Genomic DNA, 22,092 nt, shown 5'->3' on the forward strand with positions numbered 1-22,092 from the left:
CGTGCCAGCGTGATCGGGGGCAGCGGCTCCCCCGCAGGAGGGAGATGATCCACTCGCGCGGGGGAGGACCGTGGCCGGCGGGGCGGCCAGGCTGAGGACATGAACAGCATCGATGTCCACGAGCTCACCAAGGACTACGGCGCGACCCGTGCTGTGGACCACCTCACCTTCAGCGTGCGGCCGGGCCGGGTCACCGGATTCCTCGGGCCCAACGGCGCGGGCAAGTCCACGACCATGCGGCTGGTCCTCGGGCTGGACCGGCCCACGGGCGGCACCGCCACTATTGGCGGTCAGGCATACGCGGCCCTGAACGAGCCGCTGCGCCGAGTTGGTGTACTCCTCGATCCGCAGGCCGCTCACGGTTCGCGGACTGCCCGCGACCATCTGTTGGCGCTCGCATCGAGCAACGGCATGGGCCGTGTAAGAGTGGAGGAGGTGCTGGAGGAGGCCGGCCTCGCCCAGGTGAGCCTTCGCCGGATCAAGACCTTCTCTCTCGGCATGCGCCAACGGCTCGGTATAGCGGCCGCGCTACTCGGAGACCCGGGCGTGGTCATGCTGGACGAGCCGTCGAACGGGCTGGACCCGGAAGGCATCGTCTGGATCCGGGAACTGATGAAGCGGCTCGCCCGTGAGGGCCGGACGGTCCTCGTTTCCAGTCACCTGATGAACGAGACATCCTCTTTTGCCGACCACCTGATCGTGCTCGGACGGGGGCGGCTCCTCATCGACCTGCCGATGCAGGAGTTCCTCGACTCCCGTCGCCGCCCCAGGGTACGGATGCGGACCACGGAATCCGCCCGGCTCGGCGAGGTTCTGGCACGCAATGGACACCGGGCCGCGCAGGGGGACGACGGTCGTTGGACCGTCGAGGGCGTAAAGGCGGAGGAGATCGGAGCGATGGCAGCCAGAGAGGGGATTGCGCTCTTTGAGCTCATCGATGAGCAGGTCACGCTGGAACAGGCCTACCTGGACCTCACCGCCGGCGCCACGGAATTTGCTTCCGCGGCAGCGCACACCACGCGTCAGGAGGCCTGACCATGTCGACAGCCGCAGTCCTGCGCTCCGAGTGGATCAAGATCAGATCGGTGCGCTCCATCTCAGGATCCCTGATCGCCGTCTTCCTGGTCACTATGGTCGTCACAGTGCTCACCTCCGCCACTGTCGGCCGGGACGAGGCGGCCGAGGCGGACGCCGAACTCGTCTTCGGCGCCTTCTACGCAATGAACTTCGGCCAGATCGCGGCCATCAGCTTCGGCGCGACGGCGATTTCGTCCGAGTACCTCAATGGCGCGCTGCGCATGTCGCTCGCGGCGGTTCCGCGCCGCACTCACTTCTACGCGGTCAAGATGTCGCTCATCGGAGGATTGGCGCTGGCGGTTGGCCTCATCACAGCCTTTGGTTCGTTCCTGTTGGGGCAGCTCTTCATGGGGGAATACGCCATCGGTCTCGGTGAACCAGGTGCCTTGAGGGCCGCGTTCGGAGGCGGGATATACCTGGCCCTGATGGCGCTCTTCGCGGCGGGGCTGACAGTCCTGCTGCGCAGCGCGGTGGCGGTGCTCAGCCTGCTCATCCCCTTCATCCTGATCGTCTCGTTCGTAGTCGGTGACATAGCCGGCAGCGCGGCCGGCTATCTGCCGGACCGGGCCGGACAGTTGGTGCTGCACCAGCACCCGGAAGGCAGCCTGGGCCCATGGACGGGACTGGCCGTCACCGCCGGGTGGGCCGCGGTGGCGTTGTTGGCCGGATGGTGGGCGCTCCGACGCCGCGACGCCTGAGCGGAGGCACTACGCCACGGCACCCGGACACCAGGACGCGTGGGCACCCGGAGGGCAGAACGAGGGGTGAGAGGACGCGAGACGAGGTGCGAGAGGATGAGGGGCATGGATGAAACGGCTTAAATCTCTCCAAAGCGTGGGGTGGGGACTCGATTGTCAGTGGCGGACGGTTTACTGACGGCATGACCACCGCACATCAGCTCCGCCTCATCGATGGGATGCGCAACCGCGAGTTTCCCGCGGAGCGTGTCCGGTCGGGCACGGGAGTCAGCGGGCCCGGCTATCACACCGCCTTCCTGCACGCGGACGACGATGGCTGGGACGAGGACGAGGCGGCGCGGTTGGAACACCGGGCGCAGTGCCTCGCGGAGCACGACGCGCTGATCACATTGCTCGGTGCGCGCTGGGGGGAGCCGCAGCTGGTCAGTCTGTGGAGCGCGCAGGAGCGCATGATGGCCGGCGAGGTGATAGCCGATCCCTGGGCCGAGACGGTTGCGGGTTGTGAATTCTTCCGGCTCTGGCACATCGAGGAACGGTGGATAGCCCTGGGGCTCTGCCTGGAGGAGCACGGCCCCGGGTGCGAGCTCACCGTCGTGGTGACGGAGATAGACCCGCCGTGAGGCGTGCGGATCGAGTGCGGATCGCGCGAAGCGTCTGACGTCCGGACCGCGTCGCCCCTGCGCCGGCTGCGCCCCGACCCATCCAGAGACCGGGCCGGGCCGGGTCGACCGGGCCGAGCGGGTCGACCGGGCACGCAGGGGAGCAGCGGGAGCGGCGGGCGGCACCGGCAGCCTCGCCCTGGCAGTCAGGTCTTGGTGCCGCTCCCGGTGCCGGTCCCGGTTCCTGTGCCGGGGTGGGGATCCGCGGTGACGGCCCTGCGGAGCCGTCCGTACTCTGCGGCCATCGACTGAGCGGTCCAGTGGGCGTTGAGGCCGCTGGGGTTGGGCAGGGCCCAGACGTGCGCTCCGCCGACCGTCCGTTCCTGCCGTCCGATGTGGGCCCGCCGTTCACCGAATGCCGTCCGGTAGGCCGTGATGCCGACCACCGCCAGCCACTGCGGCCGAAGCTTCTCCACCTTCGCGGTGAGGATGTCTCCCCCCGCACGGAACTCCTCGGCGGAGAGTTCATCGGCCCGCGCCGTGGCTCTGGCGACCACGTTCGTGATGCCGAGCCCGTACTGGAGCAGCTCGGACTGTTCGGCAGGCCTCAGTTGCCGCGGTGTGAAACCCGACAGATGGAGTACCGGCCAGAAGCGATTGCCGGGGAAAGCGAAATGGTGGCCCGTGGCACCAGTCATCAGGCTCGGATTGATTCCGCAGAACAGCACGCGCAGACCGCCCGCGACCACATCGGGAACAGTGCGGTCACGGGCGGCCTGGAGCTCATCGGGTGTCATGGCGCGATGGCAGACAGCATCAGAGGATGGAACCGGGTGTGTACCCGGCAGCCTCCGGGTGCTGCTTGGTGATCTCCTCGATCCGGGAGACGAGTGCCGTGACCTGGTCGCCCGCAGCGCCCGTGAACGAGAGCTTGTCGGCCATCAGCTCGTCCAGCTGGGCACGGTCCAGCGGAATGCGCTCATCGGCAGCCAGTTTGTCCAGGAGCTCGTTGCGTTCCGTGCCCTGCTCGCGCATGGCCAGGGCGGAGGCGACCGCGTTCTCCTTGATGGCCTCATGGGCCACCTCGCGTCCGACGCCCGCGCGCACCGCACCCATCAGAACCTTGGTGGTGGCGAGGAACGGCAGGTAGCGGTCCAGCTCACGGGCGACGACGGCGGGGAAGGCGCCGAACTCGTCGAGCACCGTCAGGAAGGTTTCCACCAGGCCGTCGAACGCGAAGAACGCGTCCGGCAGCGCCACCCGGCGCACCACGGAGCAGGACACATCGCCCTCGTTCCACTGGTCGCCCGCCAGCTCGCCGGTCATCGACGCGTAGCCGCGCAGGATCACCATCAGGCCGTTGACGCGCTCGCAGGAGCGGGTGTTCATCTTGTGCGGCATCGCGGACGAGCCGACCTGGCCGGGCTTGAAGCCCTCGGTCACCAGTTCGTGGCCGGCCATCAGCCGGATGGTCTTCGCGACGGAGGAAGGGGCGGCGGCCAGTTGCACCAGCGCGGTCACCACGTCGTAGTCGAGCGAGCGCGGGTAGACCTGGCCGACGGAGGTGAAGGCCTGCGCGAAGCCGAGGTGGCCGGCGATGCGCTGCTCCAGGTCGGCCAGCTTGCCGGCGTCGCCGCCCAGCAGGTCGAGCATGTCCTGCGCGGTGCCGACGGGTCCCTTGATGCCGCGGAGCGGGTAGCGGCCGAGCAGGTCCTCCAGGCGGCTGTAGGCCACCAGCAGCTCGTCGGCCGCTGTCGCAAAGCGCTTGCCGAGCGTCGTGGCCTGTGCGGCGACATTGTGGGAGCGACCGGCGATGACCAGCTCGCGGTACTCGCCGGCCAGTCTTCCGAGCCGAGCCAGTACGGCAACGGTCCGGTCGCGCATCAGTTCGAGAGAGAGTCGGATCTGGAGCTGTTCGACGTTCTCGGTGAGGTCCCGGGACGTCATGCCCTTGTGGACCTGCTCATGGCCGGCGAGGGCGTTGAACTCCTCGATGCGGGCCTTGACGTCGTGCCGGGTGACCTTCTCGCGCTCAGCGATCGAAGCCAGGTCTACCTGGTCGAGGACACGCTCGTAGTCAGCGAGAGCGGCGTCGGGCACCTCGATCCCGAGGTCCTTCTGGGCGCGCAGCACCGCCAGCCACAGCTGACGTTCCAGCTTCACCTTCTGCTCGGGGGACCAAAGGACGGCCAGCTCCGTGGAGGCGTAGCGGCCGGCCAGGACATTGGGGATGCGAGGCTTCGCAGACACAGCAGTCACGTGTCGTGAGCTTACCTGGCTTCTTCAGCGGCTCGTGAGCGTGTGCCGACCGCAGAAGGTCCAGGTCGGAGGCTTCCGGGCCTGGGGGAAGGAGCCGGACCGCTCCGGGCTCGCGGCCTGGGCCCCGAATGAGGGCGCAAGGGCCCCGGCTCTCGTCCTGCCGCCGGCCCGGCCCGGCCCGGCCCGGCTCGCTCCTGCCCGAGGCGGCTATGCCCCCGCGTGGACGTACGTCGCCCAGATGTGGGGCCTGTCCGGGATTCGGCGCCGTAGCCGGCGGACCGTGTCGTGCAGGGCCTGTGCGGCGCCGGGGCTGTCCGGGGCGGTCGTGCGGCGATAGAAGTCGCGCGTCATGTGGTCGGCGTGCATGCTGTCGATCGTCCACAGGGTGCCGACCGCTGTAGGGAAGCCCGCAAGCAGGAATGAACTCGTGATGTGGATGGCCTCGTCCACCAGGCGTTCGGCGGTGCGGGCGGTGCCGCAGGCGGCGAGGAAGACGAGCCGTGCCGAGCGCGGGCGGACCCGGCAGATCTCCAGGACCGAGACCGGCTCGCCGCTGGGCAGATGCAGCAGGGCGCCCGAGGGCTCCGCCGGGTCCGACGCCGCATGGCAGCCGAAATGGGCCCATGAGGCCTCGTGCAGCGCGGCGAGCACCGCCGCACGGGTGGCGGCCGGGCCGATCAGAGGTGGCCGCGCACCGAGAAGTTCGGCCGCGTGGGTCGCTGCCGCCGCCACGCCGGGGAGGTCGTCCTCGGGTGCTGCGACGAGGAGTGCGCTGCCGTGGTCGGCGGTGTCCCGCCGGCGGGCGCGGGCCCGCGCGTAGGCGAGGGTCTGCAGGCCGGGTGCGTAGGACGAGACCACGGTGTCGAGCGCGGCGCCGCAGCCGTCCTCGGCGCATTCGGACGCCGTGCACTCGGCCGCGTGCAGCGGCAGGGCGCTGAACGGTCCGGTCGCCACCCACCAGACACGCGGCCACTCACCACCGCGCGGGACGGTCGCCACCGGCCCCACGGACTCCAGGACCGGGCGCACGATGCTGTGCCAGGTCCACGCCAGCGTCTCGCGGACCACTCTGCCTGCGGCGACGAGCTGAAGAGGTGAGGGGCGGGACGCCCCCTGGGCGTTGATGGCATCGACCGCATCGCGCAGTCGACGGGCCCCTTCGGCGATCTCGTCGGCACCGGGTGCGAGGCGCAGTGAGGTGACCGAGTGCCGGGTGATGACGAGTGCGTGGCAGTAGCGCTTGCCGTGGTTGAGGACGACGACGGGGCCATCGACGGCGAGCGCCCTGCACCCCGCTGCCGTCAGTGGCCGCAGGAAGTCCTCGAACCCGGGCCGCGTGCGGATGTGCGCTACGAGATCGTCCAGTTCGTTGGACGTGCGCAGGGCCGCGAGCCGGGCCCACTCGGCGGCCCCTGCCGTAGAGACGTCCCCTTCGGGCCGGGAGTCGGGCCGGCTGCCGCGCCACATATCGAGTCCGGTGTCGAGTCGCGTGTCCGACTGAGTGTCGAGTCGGGTGTCGAGCCGGTCGGTCAGTTGCTGGAACCGTTCGGCCAGTTCCGGAAACGCGGCCTGCAGGTCACTGATGTCCGCGCGGGCCTCGATGCGGCGCGCCAACAGCAGGCCACGGCCGCGTTCGAGCAGTTCGGCGGCACGGGCGACGTCGGCGCCCCGGACCGTCCGGCCCGGGGCGGGGAGGCTGTCGGGGCCGGGCCGCTGCCCCGCGGCCAGGGCGCGCACGTCCCGTTCCATCAGCCGCACCCGCTCCTCGATCCGCACGGCGGACTCGCGCAGATCGAGGGCGCACAGGATCAGCTCGACGACCCCTCGGATGTCGCCCTCGAAGGTGGACAGGCCGTGCTCGGCGGATGCCTGGTCGCTGCCTCGGTCGGTGATCCCCGCCATCGCCTCGACGGCCGCTTCGAGATGCGTCAGTGCCGGTCCGATCCCCTGCTCCCCGCCGCTGATCGCGCGGGCCGCTGCCCCGATCTCGTTGTTGGCGCGCATCCAAGCGGAACCGACGAGGTCGTCCCAGCCCTTGGCGGGCTCGCGGCCGGCGAGGCGGGAGCGGAGCCCGTCGGCGAAGGCGGCGAGCGGACCGAGCAGGAGGCCGGCGCCCCGCGCCGGCTCGGAGGCGGTGTCGCCGGCCACGGATGTATCCGGGCGGCGCACGGGGTCAGGGGCGTCCGTGACGGATATATCCGGGAGGCGGTCGCGGCCGATGAGGTCGAACATCGGGCCCATCACGTCGGCCAGGTCGATCGGTGACCCGTCCGGCGTCAGATCCTTCAGAACGCCCTCCAGGCTCCGCGCCTCGGTGAGCAGCGCCCGTGCCCTCTCCGGTTCGACGGCGCGAAGGGCGGCGGAACGCTGCATCAGGACCCTGACGAGCGTCATCGTCGCCATGATCCGCATCGGATGTCCGACGGGGCATGCCGCGAACGTCCTGCGGCACTGTGCGACGACCCCGTCGTCGAGGTCGGGCCGGGGGCCTCCCGGCCCCACGGATTCGACCAGGTCGACATAAGCGTCGCCCATCAGGTCGAACCAGGGCGGTTCCTCCCCGTCGGCCGCCCCGGCCCGGGTGGTCTCCCGCAGCCCGTGGGCGATGCGCCGGGCACGCTCCAACTGCGCGGGCTCATGGCCGAACACGTAGTTCTGCAGGGCGTTGTGGAACTCCGTGCGTGCTGCCAGCACCTCCTGGTCGGTCCGGCTCAGGCCGGCGCCCTCCTGAAGGGCGGCCTCCTCGGGAGTCGGCGCGGGAGCCGAGGCGAGCAGGGCCGCCGCCTCACGCGCGCCTTCCGCGTCGTGGGAGCCGAGCGACAGTATGCTGAGGGCGTGGGCGAGTATCCGGTCGTACTCGCTGGGCGAGCCACCGGAGTTGGCTCCGGCCTCACGGAGCAGCCGTACGACCTCTTCGAGGACGGCGGGATCGGGCCGTTCCGCGATACCGGCGGACAGGATGCTGCCGAGCGCCCCGGACAGGTGACGGCGCAGCTCGGGGTCGTCATCGTCTGTGACGTCGAGGATCTCGCGGAGCGTCGTTGCGGCGGAGTCGAGGTCCTCGGGACTGTCGAGGCGGATCTCGGACATCCGGGACAACGCCTCGACTGCCCGGCGGATCTCGTCGGGCATGTCCTCGTCCCGCGCGATGTCCGCCGTGATCGTGAGGGCGGCAACGGGCAGCGCGACAACGAGGATTCCCCGGCGCAGCAGATCCGTCGCGGGGAATCCGGGCGGGGCGAGGGCGAGCGCCTCCTCGGCCAGCCCGCGGGACTCGGCCTCGAGCAGCCCCGCGCGGGCGGGCGCACGGTGGCGCAGGGCCTCGGCGCGCAGCCCGGTGAGGGCGGCCAGGACCGCGAGATGAGCATGCCGCTTGGGGTGGTCGGAGGGGAGCACGGCGAGGGCGGAGCGGTAGCGGCCGATACGCTCATCGGCGCCCTCTCCAGGAGGTCCTCCCACACCTACCTCAGCGCCGACTGCACCGTCCTCGCAGCCGTCCCCGCGGCTGTCCCCGCAGCCGCCCTCCCAGCCGTCCCCGCCTCCAGCGCCGCCACCTCGGCCTCCAGCACCACCGTCGCTGCCTTCAGCGCGCTCGCCCTCGCCTCCAGCGCCCCCGCCTCCGTCGTTGGCGTCGTCGTCGGGGGCGAATCCGAATATCAGCGACAGGGCTTCGACTTCGAGGTCGACCTGTCGGCCCTCGCGGGCGGCGTCCTTCCTCTCCTGCGCGGCGAGGCGGTCGAGCAGCGGCGCGGCCCGTCTCATGGCGTCCGGGTCGTCGCTCTCGGCCAACGACGCGAACTCCTGGTACGTCGCGAGCATGTCGCTGCGTTCCTCGCTCAGGGCGCCGCCCGAGGCGAGGAGCCGATCCGCTTCCAGGGCCGCGTCCTCGTCCTCGCACGCCTGGGCGAGCGCGGCGAGCGCCCTGCCGAGGGCCAAGGCGACCGCGCCGCGTTCGGGGTGCCCGGCCGGAGTGTCGGTGTATGCCGCCCGCAGCCGGCGTACACCGCACGCGACACGTCCCGCGTCCTGCTCGGCCACACCCGCTTCAACGATCAACGAGCCCATGCGCAGGTCGAACTCACCTGGCCGGCCGACGGGCTGGGCAGCCAGCATCCGCAGCAATCGCAGCCCTTCCGCAGCCTCCGGGGTGAGGGTGTCGTCCGGGACCTCCGTGACCAGCCGTTCGACCCGTGCGAGCCCGGGAGAGCCGAGCAGCCGGGCGGAGTCGATCACCGTACGCAGACAGGCCGAGGCCGCGGCGCGCGCTGTCTCCGGGTCGAACAGGCCGGGCGCGACGGCCAGCCGCCTGCACACCTCGCGGCCGTAGCGGGCGGCATTGGCCAGCCCGTCCGGATCGGCCTGCGTCTGGAACCGGAGAATCCACAAGTCGTGTGCGTAGACGGCGAGCTCGACGAAGCCGAGCTGGTCGTCGGCATGCACCGACTCAAGAGAGGCATCGGACCAGGCGAGTGCGCGGTCCAACGCCGCCGCCCGCTCCTGAGGCGCTCCGCTCACCGCGACGCCGGCATGCACCGAACAGACCAGGTGCGCGAACCGTGCTTCGTGGGACGGGTCGGCGGCGTCGAAGCCCTCCTTCAGGGAATCAGGGAGTCCGGCCTCCGCGGGAAGGCGCGGGCACAGGAAGCCGAAGACGGAGACCACGACCGTCGTGTTCTGCACGGCGTCCGGATCATCGGCGCCCTGGTGGCGGCCCCAGAACGTCCAGAACACCGCGGCCACCGCGTCGAGATCGATCGGGTCCTCCGGTGAAGGCGTCGCCTCGGCGAGCAGGGCCAGCGCCTCGACCACCGCCTCCTGGTCGCGCAACGGCGTGACGTCACCGGTGCCGAACGCCGCGGTGAGACGCTCGACCACTCGTACCCGTAACTCGGACATCGCACCTACATTAGTCTGATCAACAGTCAGGGAGCCTGGTGAATACCGGATTTCGAGGAGGACCGGGTGAGTGACGGGGCGAAGGCCCGCAGGGTGTACGAGGACGCCGTGGAATACCTGTGCCGCAACGTCGAGGAGCTGCGTCCGCTCATCCCGCCCACCGTGTGGGAAGCGGCCTTCCCTGTCGTACGGGACGCGGCCCCGGCCGGTGCCGAGTGGCGGGACGCCGTACGCGCGCTGCACGACGCGGTCGAGTCGGCCGGCATCCCGAACGGTCTCGGACTGCCCGCCACCATGGGGGTCGGTGACTGGCCAGGAGCTCCCACCCCGCAGTCGGTGGGCTGGGTCTGCCCAACGAGCCGCTGCGCCCGGGTCGAACTGCGCGGCGGGGCGGTGACCGCCGCCCCGGCCTGTGAGCTCGCCGGTGGCCCGATGCGCCTGGTGGACGGCTGACCGGTGATGGGTCTGCTCATCGAGCTGCAGAAGCGCATACCCGACGGCTGGTTCCTGCGGCGGCTGCTGCCCGCCGTGCTGTTCGTCGTTGTCGCGGTGGTCGGCGGCAGGGACCTCGGCCACGCCCACTGGAACGACATCGCCCTCGCGCGCCAACGGATGGCCGACGCACTGCGTACGGGTGGCGGCCCGACAGCGGACACGTTCGCCTCGCTCGTACTCGTCGCGGTTCCGGTGCTGGGAGCCGCGTTCACCGTGCCCTACGCGGCGACCGCGGTCGGCTCTCTTGCTGCTGGGGCCTGGCCGTGGTGGCTGATGCCGGTGGGGCGGCGGGTGACCAAGTGGCGGGTGCGGCGCTGGGCCGAACCGGACGTGCTGGCCCGGCGCTCCGTGCGCGCCCGCGCCGACGGCCACGTACTGCGCGCCGACCGGCTCGATGCCCGGATCGCCAGGGCCGGAACGGGCGGGCGGCCGAAGTCCCCGACCTGGTGCGGCGACTGCCTCCGCCGCACCGAGGAGAACGTCGCACGACAGACCGGCGGGGATCTCGCCGACGGCTGGACCGCCCTCCTGTTCGGTGCGGCCGAGCAGCCCCGCGCGGCACTGACCCGGACCCGCGACGCCTACGACGCGGCTTGCGAAGGCCTCGCCTGGAGCGTGGCCTTCACGGTGCTCGGCGCCTGGTGGTGGCCTGCGGCCCCTTTCGGCGTCCTGCTGGGGCTGGCCTCCTGGCGCTCACTGCGCCACGCGGTGCAGGCGCTGTGCCGCACAACGGAGGCGGCATTCGCACTGCGCGGGACGGGGCAGCCGGGCGAGGGCGCGCAGCCGTGAGCCGGGGGGCGGGGGCGCGACAGCGAAGCCGCCGCCCTGCCCACCAGTGCCGGAGCGCGCCCAACGTCCGGGGACGTCCGGTCGGCGATGGGCTGCCGAGCAGCGGGGACGGCGCGAACCACCCGCAGGGGGCCGCCGGTGCCGCACTCATGACAGTTGTTCGTCCTCGGCCTTCATATCGGCCTCGGCTGTCATGTCGTCCTCGGTCATCATGGCGATCCAGCTGTGGGGCGCGTTCTCGCCGAGCATGATGCCGTAGACGTCCTCGCCCGCCGCTTCGGCGGCGCGCGCGAACATGGCCTGCTCGTACTCGGCCAGCGCCTTCTCCGTGTCCCCGGGGTGCCGGGCGATGGACCGGCCGAGCTCGGCGCCGTCCAGCATGGCCAGATTCGCGCCCTCACCGTTCGGCGGGGTGAGATGGGCGGCGTCACCCAGCAGTGTGACCCCGGGGCGCGGACTCCAGCGGTGCCCCACCGGGAGCGTGTAGAGGCGGCGCAGAAAAGGTGCCGTGTCGCTCTCCGTGAGGAGAGCGGTGAGGTGCGGGGCCCATCCGTCGAACTCCGCGAGGACCCGCGCCGTCACGGTCGAGGCGTCGGTGAGATCGGTGCCGGCGAGCCAGTCGAGCGGCTTCACGAGCTGTGCGTAGGAGTGCAGGTTCCCATCGGCCTCCCGCATGGCCAGGAATCCCTTTCCCGGCGCGAGCGCGAACAGTGAGCCGGCGCCCACTGCGGCCGCGGTGGCGGGATGGCGGGTGGCCGTATCGGACAGGAAGGTCTCGACGGAGACGACGCCTGCATACGCCGGGGTGGCGTCCGACAGAACGGGCCGGACTCTTGACCAGGCCCCGTCGGCCCCGATCAGCAGGCTCGCGGTGACCGTGCCGCCGTCAGCGAAGCGCACTTCGTGGCCACCGCCGTCAACGGCTCGCACGCCGGTGGCCTTGTGCCCCCACCGGACGGTGCCGTCCGGCAGCGAGTCGAGCAGCAGCCGGCGCAGTTGCCCGCGCTGCACCTCTGGACGCGAGCCCGTCCCGTCGTCGGGCAGGTCGAGCAGTACGGACCCCGTCCGGTCCAGGACCCGGTAGGACTCGCGCCCCTCCAGGACGAGGCCTCGGAACTCCTCGATCAGGCCGGCGGCAGCCAGGGCGCGCCGGCCGTTCCAGGGATGTATGTCGAGCATGCCGCCCTGGGCGCGTGCGCTCGCGGAGGCTTCCGCTTCGTAGACGGTGGCCGGGATGCCGTGGATGTGCAGGACGCGGGCCAGTGCGAGACCGCCGAGGCCGGCTCCGATGACGGTGACTTCGGGTGACGTCATCTCTATCTCCAGAGTTGAACGGGTGGTCGGAATCGATTGGATCGACACTCCAATAAAACGTACACCGTTTGGATTGACGATCCAACGTGGCAGAATGAGGCCATGACAACCAAGGGCCACAGGGTGGCGCGACGCACCGACGCGCTGTCCAAAGAGGTGATCGTCCAGGCCGCGACCGAGATTCTGGACGCCGAGGGCGAGGCGGCACTGACGTTCCGCGCGCTCACCCGCCACCTGCACACCGGCTATGGGGCGATCTATCACCGCGTGGCGAACAAGAGCGATCTGCTCGCGGCGGCCGCCGACGGTGTGATCGCTCGGGTCATGACCGGGCCGGCCGTCGACGGGAAGCCCCAGGAAGTGCTGCGCGCGCTCGCGCTCGGCCTGTTCGACGCGATTGACGCGCACCCCTGGGCCGGTGCTCAGCTCACCCGGGAGCCCTGGCGGCCCACGCTGCTGGAGGTCTACAAGAGTGTCGGTGAGCAGTTGCAGGCACTCGACGTACCCGAGGACGCAGTGTTCGACTCGGCGGGCGCGCTCGTGAACTACATCCTCGGAGTCGCCGGGCAGAACGCCGCGAACGCCCGCGTGCTCGCCGGCAGTGAGACCGAACGGGACCGCCTTCTCGCGGAGGTCGCAGAGCAGTGGGCCCAGCTCGACCCCGTGCAGCACCCATGGGCGCGCAATGCGGCGAAGCGCCTGCCGGAACACGACGACCGTGCCCAGTTCCTGGCCGGCGTCGATCTCATCCTGGCCGGTATCGAAGCCGTCAACCGTGGGCGCAGCGAGAGCTGACCCCGGCTCTTGCCGCCTGTGCTGCTGCGGGTTTCAGGTCTCTGCCGTCTGCGTGACTCGACGGTGTGCGCAGGGGGGTTACCAGGCCGTGCGGCCGGTGAGTTCGGTGACGGGCTGAGGGGCGGCGCGGGGCAGGCCGAGCTGCCGGCGGGCCCGGTGGACGGCGGCGAGCTGGCCGGCGGCCGCGTCACCCCAGTCGAAGAGCGACAGAGCCTGCTCCGGGGTGGCCAGGACACGGGTGCGGGTTCGGCCACCGGCCGGACCGGGCCGTTCCGGGCCCGCCTCGGTGAGGGCGGCGGCATAACGCAGGTACCCGTGTGGTGCCGAGGGGTCGTTGACGTACCCGAGGAGCACCGGAGCCGCGAACGTGGCCGCACCTTCCTCCTCGGCCTCCCGGCGCAGAGTGGAGACGGCACCGCCCCGGTCCTGTTCCTCGGGTGAGCCGCCGGGAAGCGTGGCGACTCCGGTGCCGGGTTCGAGGAGCACGAGAACGCGCCCGTCCGTTATCGCGGCAGTATGAGGTGTCTCAAAGATCACCGGGTTATCTGACTGCCCGGTGTGTCTCATGCTGCCAGGTGGCAAGGGGTGAGTTCGGTGCGTACAGAAGAGGGCGGCGTTGCGGAAGCGGTGGTCGCGAGCCATCGCACGGTGGTCGAGCTGGGTGAGATAGCGGGTGTGCAGGACGCGGACGATGTGCTGCGACGGGCAGGTGTTGCGGAGGGGCAGCGATTCATTCTGGGGCCTGACGGCTCGTATGACCTGGCACTGAATCGGATGCTGCGTGATCTGCCGAGCTGGGGCGTCCCCTCCCGCAACGGCCAGGAAGCGTACTGCTCGGAGCTGATGTTGACCTGCCGCTTTCTGCACGAGGCCAGGGGCGGGAAGACGATCTGGGAGATGGACGGCGCGGACCTGCGCGCCTTGAAACAGTCCCGGCTCTTCGCGGAGGACCCGGGCGAGCGGATCGAATTCGGCTCATGGCAGCGGTACATCGCGGCCCTGGACAAGTGGGTGGCGTGGTCTCTGGATGCCGAGATCCTGGCCGCCGAGCCGTTCCGGTACGTCGACAAGGTGGTGATGACGCCGCACGGACCCAAGCAGGTGCGGATGAACTCGGAATCGGAACCCGGCAAGGGCGGCCAGCCGGTCCGATTCCTGCCCTACGAGGACTACTTGCTCTGGCGGGACGTGGGACTGCGCGGCTTCCTTCCTGACGGCGGGCGGGACCCGAAGTGGCGAGGCCGTAACGGAGAGCGGAACGCGCTGTTCGCGGACCTCCTGGTTTGCACCGGGATGCGACTGACCGAGGCGTCGTGCTTGCTGCTGCCGGAGGTTCCGCCCCTGGCGCACGGCCAAGGCGGCTTTCGCCTTTCCAAGGCGACAACGAAGCGGACCAGGACGAGGACGGTGTATGCGCGTCGGCGCGTACTGCGGGACCTCCACCACTACATCGCGATCGAACGCGACGAGTTGGTGCAGCGCAAGCGCACGGCCGGCGTCTACGGGCGGGAGGACGGCCACCGAGTCGTACGCTCGAGCCGGCAGGCGCTGGCCGTCGAAGGTCGTTCCCGCGCCTGGACCTACGCGAGCCTCACGTACGAGGACAGGCTCCGTCTCCTGTCAGTGGATGCCCGCGGGGCTGAGCTGGGGCCGCTGTGGCTGTGGCTGGGGGAGAGCGGACTTCCGCTGAGGAGTTCGACGTGGCAGTCGGCCTTTTGCCGCGCGAACGAACGATGCGCAGCCCTCGGCCTCGACTTCGACGTTCATCCGCACACGCTAAGGCACACGTTTGCTGTCCACATGCTGGGGCTGTTGCTCCGCCAGACCGTTCGTGCGCTGGGGATGAGGGAGGACCGCCGCTTCACTCTCGCCCAGATCAAGCGGCTGCTGATCGGCAATCCGATGCGCAAGCTGCAGCTTCTTCTCGGGCATGCGCACGAGCACACGGTTCACCAGTACCTCGACGTGCTGGATGAGGCTCAGGAGATCGTGCTGGCAGCGTTGGCGGAGTGGGACGAACATTCCGCCGTGCTGGAGGGCCTGCAGGTTGACGAGGTGAGCCGGTGAGCGCACGCCGTGTCAGGTTCAGCCCTGCGGACTCCGCACAGGCACCTGCGGCCGTGCCGGATCTGGGGCTTATCGCGTTCACTATGCCGATGCCGTCTGGACCAGGCGAGGAGGTGGACCTCTCCGATATCGGGGTGCCCCGGCTCGTGCGGCCTTTCGCGAAGGCCGTCGTGGAAGAGGTGGAGCGGATCGAGACACACCGGAGGCGGGAAGTCCTGCGCCGGTACGTCAAGATGCTGCGGGACTTCGTGTTGTTCACCCGCGTGATGTGTCCGGAGTTCGGCGAGGAGATCGACCTGGGCGACCTGGAGCCCGACCTCCTGGACGCCTACGAGGCGAGGCTTCCGGTGAGGCGCGAGGCCAACAGCGCCTCGCGGAGGAGGCGGATGCGGGAGGTGTGCCGCCTGTTGCAGCACACCGAGCAGTACAGCCCGGCCTCGTTCACCCTCACCTTCCGACAGCGCCTCGACCTGCCGGTCAGTGTGGAGGAGGGCTCGGAGCGGCCGCTGGACGCATATCCCTTCACTGTGTTCGACGTCCTGGAGGCCGCAGCACTGGGCGAAGTGGGAAGGATCCGAGACCGCATCCTGGAGGGTGAGCGACTGGCCGCTGCCGGCCGAGACCCCGACCTGCACGGCTGGGACGCGTTGGAGAACATCTGCTGGTACATCGCCCATCGCGGGCCGCTGGTGCCAGGGCAGCAGGACATCCCCGGGGTTCTGGAGCACGGGAGGCTGCGCCGGCTCAACGCGAGGCTGTACCTGAGCTTGAACGATGTGATCAGGTTCCAGATCCTGCTGGGCTGCCAGACGGGCATGGAACCCGAATGCATCGGCACCCTGAAGGCCGGCTGCCTGATCAGCCCGACGAAGGGGTACGTAAGCGTCCAGTACCTCAAACGGCGGGCGCACGGTGCCTGGGACAAGTCGATGCGCGTGCGCGACGGCGGCAACCTCCGCACGCCCGGAGGCGTGATCCGGCTCGCGATGCGGCTCGGACAGCGGGCCCGGGACATGGCGGGCGTCGATGACCTGTTCGTCCCCGTGAATCAGATGACCGGCGAGATAGCCCCCGTCTACGGACACAGGCCCACGTCGACGACGGGTCACCGGAGGCGGTTCCTGTCCGAGTGCGGGCTGGAGTCGCTGACCGACCGGGACGGGGCGCCGATCCGGTCGGTGGACCTGCGACGGCTGCGCAAAACCTACAAGTCGAAGCTGTACCTGAGTACTGGGGGAGTGCTGCCGGACTTCACCAGCGGACATACACCGCAGATCGCGGGCCGCCACTACGCGGACATCCCCGCCCACGACGAGATCCACGATACGGCCGTCGAGGCCGGGCTCACCCAGGCCCTCGCCGTCACTCTGCCCGCCCCCGTCGTCCTCGACGACGAGGGCAATCGCCTGGATGAGGGCGAAGGGGAACTCGCGCCCGAAGCGGTCGCCGATGCGTTGTCCGGAGCGACGGACGTGTGGGTGTCGTCCTGCACCGACTTCTTCGCCTCCCCCTGGTCGAACAAGCCGGGTGCCCCGTGCCCGGTGCCGCCGTGGGTGTGCCTGGAATGCACGAACGCGGTGTTCACCAGCCGCCACCTGCCCGCCGTTCTCTCCATCCTGGACACGATCGAGCAGCAACGCGAGGAGTTCCCCACCGCCGAGTGGACCATCCGCTTCGGCCTGGCCCACGAGCGCATCACCACCGGCGTGCTCAACCGGTTCACCGCCCGCCAGATCGCCACCGCCAAGGCGATCGCCGAGGCAGACGGCGCACGTCTGGCTCTGCCGACGGCCTTTCTGGAGACGATTCGATGACCGCCGCCCCAGCGCGGAAGAAGAAGCCCGCCGCCCACCGCTACCCCCGCGACACCGACTTCGTCCTGCCCGCGGCCCTGACCCTAGGACACCGCAGTCGCGGACCCAGGCTCGGAGAAAACACCTGGGACCTAAGGGACTTCATCCCCCGAACCAGCCGGCAAAGGTTCGTCAACCTCGCTGGCGCCACCAGCGACCTCGATCGCCGCACCATGAAGGAATACCTGTACGCACGTCTGCGTGTTCCGGTCGGACGGCTGGCCAAGCCAATCAAGGTGACCTGGCTCGCGGAGGACGGACGCAACTTCCTGCGGACCATGCAGACACTCTCCGCGATCGGCGTACCCCGACTGCAGGACCTCCGCAAGGAACACCTCGACTCCTTCCTCACCCACGTGCGTCCCTTCGGGCCGGGCACCGTCGAAAGCCAGATCGCCACGCTCAAGACCATCGCCGTGCTCGGCGACCACCTCAGCGCCGACCGGCTCACCATGGTGCCCTGGCCCTACCGCTCGGCCAGACAGATCTCCGGGCTGCAGCCGGGGACGGAGAACACCACCGCACGTATTCCCGAGGAGATCATGCGTCCCTTCCTGACCGGCGTGGTCTTCTACGTGGAGACCGCCGCTCAGGATGTGATCACAGCCCGCCGGGAACTGGCCCGCATCGACGCGACCGAAGTTCCCAGGAGCAGCCCGGGCGGGGCCCGCCAGAAATTCGAGCAGTTCATCGCCGAGCGCAGAGCCCAGGGCCGGGGGATCCCCGCCCTGCCGCTGGAACGCCTGGCTCGAAGGCCGGCCGCTTCCGTCATCGACGGTGTCGTGCAGGCGCCCAACCTGGCTATGGCCGAACTGCTCACCCAGGTCCGCTGCGCTTACCACCTGCTTCCTCTGCTCGAGGAGGCGGGAAGCGAGCTGGGCTACGAAGAGGGGGGCCTGCCCTTCTCCCGCGCCGACTGGCCGTCGACGGGTCGCCCGTGGCGGCCCGAGTTCAGCCGGAGCACGCTGGAGGCGGAGACCTCGTACGTGCGCACGGCCTGCTGGGCGGCGATTGCCTACCTTTCCGGCATGCGGGACGCCGAGGTACGGGATCTGCGGCGCGACTGCGCGCGAGTGGAGACAGCTGCGGACGGCCGCCCGCGGTACAAGATCCACGGGCGGGTCTACAAGGACCGCAAGGTCACCGGTGAGGAAGCGGACTGGGTGGTGCTCGATCTCGTGCACCGGGCCGTGAAGGTCCTGCTGGCAGTCAACGACGACCCAACGCACCTCTTCGGCTATACCGCTTCCCACGGCTCCCTGGGGCTGATCAGACAGATACCTCAGCGGCTGAACGACTTCCGGGACCACCTCAATGAGCTTTTCAGCGACGATGCGGGGCTGTTCGTTCCGGCGCCTGCCGTCACCGGCACGGATAACCCTGATCCGCAGGACGACGCGAGGGCGGTCAGCGACACTGGGACGGTGCCGGCCGAGCCGATGGCCTGGAGGTTCGACACGCTGCAGTTCCGCCGCACGCTCGCCTGGCACATCGCGAACCAGCCCTTCGGGATGGTGGCGGGAACTCGGCAGTACAAACACGCCAGCTTCGCGATTTTCGAGGGATACGCGGGGACCTCGGCGTCAGGCTTCGCCGACGAGGTCGAAGCCGACAAGGCCACAGCAAAGCTCGACTATGTCGAAGACCTGTACCACGACTGGAACGAAGGAGGACAGTCCGCAGGCGGCGCCACCCCCCGCATCGAGGCCGAGTTCGACCGTATCCGGGCAGAGCTCGGCGATCTGCCCGGAACGGCCGCGAGCCCCGAGCGTCTGCGCACGATGTTGCGGCACCTGACCCGCACCCTGCACCCCGGCGTTCTCAACGACTGCTTCCACCAACCGGCCACAGCCGTCTGCGAGAAGCGATCCAAAGGGCTGGGTCGTCCGCTGCCCATGCTGAACATGTGCTTGACCTGCCCGAACTCGCGTCGCTCGTCGGTCCACCTACCTAGGCTCCACCAGACGCGCGCCAGCGCGGTCAACGAACTCGGCGACGCGAAAGACCTGCCGGCCCACCAGCAAAGCGCCCTGGGCCACTTCATCGCCACGCTCGACTCGCTGATCGACGAACTTCGACAGACCAAGAGACCGGAAACCCCTTGATGGCAAGCTCTCAGCACACCCGCACCGTCTTCGCTCGGCTCAGCCGTGAGAACAGCCTGACCGACACCGACCGGGTCATCATGCGAGCGTTCGAGCAGCTGATGGACGGCCGCCCGGAAATCTCCGACGGCTCAGTCACCGTGGTGAACATTGCCGCCGAGGCCGGCATCTCCCGGGCCTCGTACTACCGATCGCCTGCCGCGGCAGCCATCAAGGAGATCCTGGCCGCCCCTGCAACTCAACGACCAGAGGTCGACGAACTCCGGAGCGAAGCGGCCCGCTTGCGCAAGGAACTACGCAGGCAACGCCGCCAAAAGGCCGAGGAGATCAGCGAACTCAGACAAACGGTCGCCGCCTACGCGAATCACATCCAGGTTCTGACCCTGCGGAACACGGAGCTGGAAGGCGAGATCGCCATTCTGCGCGGTCAGATCAAGAAAGCGACCGGGGGCACGGTCCAACCCATCCGCGCCATGGCCCCTGACGCCGGTCCACCCGCACGTACACAGCAGACACCAGCCGTGTAGCCCACACCGCACTGGCCCGGAAGAAACTGCTCGACCGGGATGCGCCGTGAAGGGAATCATGAGCGAGTGACGACGTCCGAAGCAGCAGCCACCAGTTGCCAGGAGGCGCCTTGACCACCGAGAAGCAGACGGGCAGATGCCGAGGCTGTTACCAGGAGCGTGTACTTACGGAAGACGGCACGGTCGTACACCATGAGGTCGCCCCTTTCGGAGCTTGCGACGGCTCCGAGCGCTACCCTCTCGGTCCCAACCTACTCGGCTGCACCTGGGCCGCGAGGTACCGCGTAGATGGACGTGACCACTCACGTATCCCCTACTACGCCGATGAGGGCACCTATGCTCTGCACGGAACCCTTTCCGAGGCACACGCCGAGGCCGAGCCCCACATCCGCGCTCGCCTCGCCGAGCTGAACAACACCACGCCCGACAGAATTCATGGCCTGAGCTTCAGCATCCGCCCAGTCACCCATAAAAGGGGCCCGGAAGACCCCTATGGCGTGTACACCAAGCCCGTACCCGAGTACACGATCCGCAAGGGTCCCCGCGGCGACAATGGCACGGCAGCCCACGCCTTTTGAACCGCGCTGGACCGTCGCGGCTCACGTCTACGGCGCGGGTGCGGGCTGCCCGTGCTCACGCCGTAGACGGCGACGTCGAACGGGCGATGAGGTCTGGGGACATTCTGGCGGCGTCCTCGGCGAGGACCGGCGAGTTGCTGACGACCGCCCGGATTCTTCTGAATCGTGACCCGGTCGAGAGTGCGGCCGAAGTCCACCGCCTCGTGGCCCAACCCACAGTTCCCGCCGAACCCACAGATAAGCCGAGTTGATGCAGACGGACCGACCCACGAGTTCCCACTGAATAGGCTTCGATTTCCCTGAACCCACCGGCCTCTGCGGCCTCGGTAGTGGTGGGCTCTCGTATTCAACTGTCGTCAATTCCCAGCCGCCCCCAGCCCGCTGATGACTGAGCGTTTTCGGAGTGGCCACTGATCGGGTGACGGGGCGGTGTGGGTTCGGGGTGCGCAACGGACAGGGCTCCCGTGCCGTTGAGGGAGGTGTTCGACGTCTCAACTCAGCAGCACAGGAGCCCTGTTGGGTCCATATCCTGCCGTACTCGACCTGCCTCACGCCCTGGTCGAGTGGGTCACGATGCTCATCGTCACTCGTGAAGGTGACCGCCGGTGCAAGCTTCCACCGCACCGGCGGGCGTTGATCGCACTGGTGTACCTGCGCCGCCATGAAACGCTGGCTCGTATCACCGCGGCCTTCGGGATATCCGTCGGCACCGCCCATGCCTACGTCACCGCGGTCACCGGCCTGCTCGCCGAGCAGGCGCCCGGCCTGCTGAAGACGCTGCGCGCACACGATCCGGACTTCGTTCTCCTGGACGGCACGCTCGCCGAGTGCGACCGCGTCGGGGACGGCAGGGCCGACTACTCGTCGAAACACAAGCGGCACGGGGTGAACGTGCAGGTCGTCACAGATCCCGGCGGGGAGATCCTGTGGTTGTCGCCAGCGCTGCCGGGCCGGACCCACGATCTGACGGCAGCCCGCACGCACAAGATCCTTCGGATCTGCGAACGCCAGGGCGTCCCGATCCTGGCCGACATGGCCTACATCGGTGCCGGCGACTGGGTCACCACCGCCAAGCGCCGCCCGCCAGGCGGCGAACTCACACCCACCGAGCAGACCGCGAACCGGGCCCTGTCCGCAGCCCGTGCACCCGTCGAACGAGGCATGGCACGACTGAAGTCCTGGCAGATCTTCCGCAGATCCCGCATCAGCCCCAACCGAATGAGCGTCATCGCCAGAGCCGTCCTCACCCTCGATAGGCAACGCTGAAAACGCTCACTGTGTGTGATCTCCCGCAGGTCTGCGGGCTGGGTGAGCAAGTATCTGATGATCGAGTCATCGTTCGCTTGACTTGGTGCGGAGCCCCGTCACTATGAAGACTCGGTGCCGGAGACAAGGGGAACCATGACGCACAGCCAAGAAACCCTGGCCCAGCGGGGAGATGTCCTGTCGATCTACGTGGAGTTTCTTACGGGCTCGGCTGCCTGCGGGGATATCTGGGAGTGGCTGGATCGAGCAGAGGCCGCCGGCGAACCCCGCTCAACCGAGAACTCGCTCCTCCTCCAAGAGTTTCGGGGTCACCTCACGGCGCCCGGTACGGACCCGGCTTGGCGTGAAGTCAGCACGCACACGGTCTTCCGAACCATGCTCTATGGAGGGAAGAACAACACTGGGGTCATCACCGTGGCAGCAACTGTTGCGGGGATGACTGTGACCGCTGCGGTTCTGCCCTTCATTCAGTCACTCGCCACACAGGCCGGGCAACGGGCATTTGAAGCAGCAAGGGCGACTACCCGCCGTGTGATCAGCCAATATGCGGACGACGCCCCAGCCATTCATCGGCGTGCGCAGGTAGTCGTCGAAGAGACGGCCGCTGGTCTGCGCTTCATTGTGCCGCCGCGTCTCCCCGACGCGGCGCTGGCCGCCCTGGCCTCAACTGACCTCGAAGCCCTGGCAGCCCCTGATGAGGCTAATGGGACCGTGACTATCTACTGGGACGAGGGAACGAAGGAATGGAGGCGTCACGTCAGCAATGGCTGAGCA

General features: G+C 69.2%; 18 protein-coding genes. 13 read left to right on the forward strand and 5 right to left on the reverse strand.

Translation table 11 applies throughout. From position 1 onward, the window contains the following. The first annotated feature begins 99 nt into the window (after positions 1 to 99). The 3 genes from EDD93_RS29385 to EDD93_RS29395 all read left to right on the forward strand — a co-directional run bounded on the left by EDD93_RS29385 (position 100) and on the right by EDD93_RS29395 (position 2,395). Entirely contained in the window at positions 100 to 1,035 is a 936-nt protein-coding gene (locus EDD93_RS29385) for an ABC transporter ATP-binding protein (protein ID WP_123528512.1), read from the forward strand. A gap of 2 nt (positions 1,036 to 1,037) precedes the next feature. Next, a complete protein-coding gene (locus EDD93_RS29390) occupies positions 1,038 to 1,775 on the forward strand; it encodes an ABC transporter permease (protein ID WP_123528513.1) in 738 nt (245 codons plus the stop codon). Positions 1,776 to 1,957: 182 nt separating this feature from the next. Then, entirely contained in the window at positions 1,958 to 2,395 is a 438-nt protein-coding gene (locus tag EDD93_RS29395; RefSeq protein WP_123528514.1) for a hypothetical protein, read from the forward strand. 185 nt (positions 2,396 to 2,580) lie between these two features. Here EDD93_RS29395 and mug read toward each other — a convergent pair whose 3' ends face one another. The 3 genes from mug to EDD93_RS29410 form a co-directional block, all read right to left on the reverse strand. Then, positions 2,581 to 3,171, reverse strand: a complete 591-nt coding sequence (gene mug / locus EDD93_RS29400; RefSeq protein WP_123528515.1) for a G/U mismatch-specific DNA glycosylase — start codon at positions 3,169 to 3,171, stop codon at positions 2,581 to 2,583. A gap of 19 nt (positions 3,172 to 3,190) precedes the next feature. After that, positions 3,191 to 4,633, reverse strand: coding sequence for an adenylosuccinate lyase (gene purB / locus EDD93_RS29405; RefSeq protein ID WP_123528516.1), 1,443 nt, complete (start codon positions 4,631 to 4,633; stop codon positions 3,191 to 3,193). Between the two features lie 207 nt (positions 4,634 to 4,840). Next, positions 4,841 to 9,529, reverse strand: a complete 4,689-nt coding sequence (locus EDD93_RS29410; RefSeq protein ID WP_148083912.1) for a CHAT domain-containing protein — start codon at positions 9,527 to 9,529, stop codon at positions 4,841 to 4,843. A 66-nt stretch (positions 9,530 to 9,595) separates the two neighbouring features. Between EDD93_RS29410 and EDD93_RS29415 the strand changes: the two genes are divergently transcribed. Together EDD93_RS29415 and EDD93_RS29420 are read left to right on the forward strand one after the other, a co-directional pair. Then, positions 9,596 to 9,982 (forward strand): hypothetical protein, encoded by a 387-nt coding sequence (locus EDD93_RS29415; protein ID WP_123528518.1) that lies wholly within the window; start codon positions 9,596 to 9,598, stop codon positions 9,980 to 9,982. Between the two features lie 6 nt (positions 9,983 to 9,988). Next, complete coding sequence (locus EDD93_RS29420; RefSeq protein ID WP_123528519.1) at positions 9,989 to 10,813, forward strand: hypothetical protein; 825 nt, start codon at positions 9,989 to 9,991, stop codon at positions 10,811 to 10,813. 147 nt (positions 10,814 to 10,960) lie between these two features. On the opposite strand, the gene EDD93_RS29425 is transcribed toward EDD93_RS29420, so the two are convergent. Then, positions 10,961 to 12,127, reverse strand: a complete 1,167-nt coding sequence (locus EDD93_RS29425; RefSeq protein WP_123528520.1) for an NAD(P)/FAD-dependent oxidoreductase — start codon at positions 12,125 to 12,127, stop codon at positions 10,961 to 10,963. 102 nt (positions 12,128 to 12,229) lie between these two features. Here EDD93_RS29425 and EDD93_RS29430 point away from each other — a divergent pair, with 102 nt between their 5' ends. Further along, on the forward strand, positions 12,230 to 12,922 hold the full coding sequence (locus EDD93_RS29430; RefSeq protein WP_123528521.1) for a TetR/AcrR family transcriptional regulator: 693 nt from the start codon (positions 12,230 to 12,232) through the stop codon (positions 12,920 to 12,922). 78 nt (positions 12,923 to 13,000) lie between these two features. On the opposite strand, the gene EDD93_RS29435 is transcribed toward EDD93_RS29430, so the two are convergent. Then, entirely contained in the window at positions 13,001 to 13,408 is a 408-nt protein-coding gene (locus EDD93_RS29435; protein WP_123528522.1) for an NUDIX hydrolase, read from the reverse strand. Positions 13,409 to 13,516: 108 nt separating this feature from the next. Between EDD93_RS29435 and EDD93_RS29440 the strand changes: the two genes are divergently transcribed. From EDD93_RS29440 to EDD93_RS29475, 7 genes are all read left to right on the forward strand, one after another. Continuing rightward, positions 13,517 to 14,989 carry a site-specific integrase gene (locus EDD93_RS29440; protein WP_260255982.1) on the forward strand — a complete coding sequence of 491 codons (1,473 nt, stop codon included), beginning with the start codon at positions 13,517 to 13,519 and terminating at the stop codon, positions 14,987 to 14,989. Between the two features lie 89 nt (positions 14,990 to 15,078). Continuing rightward, the gene (locus EDD93_RS29445; RefSeq protein ID WP_148083913.1) at positions 15,079 to 16,803 is read left to right on the forward strand and encodes a hypothetical protein; all 1,725 of its coding nucleotides are present in this window, start codon (positions 15,079 to 15,081) and stop codon (positions 16,801 to 16,803) included. Continuing rightward, complete coding sequence (locus EDD93_RS29450; RefSeq protein ID WP_123528524.1) at positions 16,800 to 18,947, forward strand: hypothetical protein; 2,148 nt, start codon at positions 16,800 to 16,802, stop codon at positions 18,945 to 18,947. The genes EDD93_RS29445 and EDD93_RS29450 overlap by 4 nt, the downstream gene beginning before the upstream one ends. Next, the gene (locus EDD93_RS29455) at positions 18,947 to 19,474 is read left to right on the forward strand and encodes a hypothetical protein (protein ID WP_123528525.1); all 528 of its coding nucleotides are present in this window, start codon (positions 18,947 to 18,949) and stop codon (positions 19,472 to 19,474) included. The genes EDD93_RS29450 and EDD93_RS29455 overlap by 1 nt, the downstream gene beginning before the upstream one ends. 110 nt (positions 19,475 to 19,584) lie before the next feature. Next, positions 19,585 to 20,052, forward strand: a complete 468-nt coding sequence (locus tag EDD93_RS29460) for a hypothetical protein (RefSeq protein ID WP_123528526.1) — start codon at positions 19,585 to 19,587, stop codon at positions 20,050 to 20,052. Between the two features lie 516 nt (positions 20,053 to 20,568). Next, a complete protein-coding gene (locus EDD93_RS29470) occupies positions 20,569 to 21,318 on the forward strand; it encodes a transposase family protein (RefSeq protein ID WP_123528527.1) in 750 nt (249 codons plus the stop codon). Positions 21,319 to 21,453: 135 nt separating this feature from the next. Next, positions 21,454 to 22,089, forward strand: a complete 636-nt coding sequence (locus EDD93_RS29475; protein ID WP_123528528.1) for a hypothetical protein — start codon at positions 21,454 to 21,456, stop codon at positions 22,087 to 22,089. The last annotated feature ends 3 nt before the right edge of the window (positions 22,090 to 22,092 follow it).

Origin of the sequence: Streptomyces sp. 840.1 (assembly GCF_003751445.1) — a bacterium.
GTDB lineage: Bacteria > Actinomycetota > Actinomycetes > Streptomycetales > Streptomycetaceae > Streptomyces.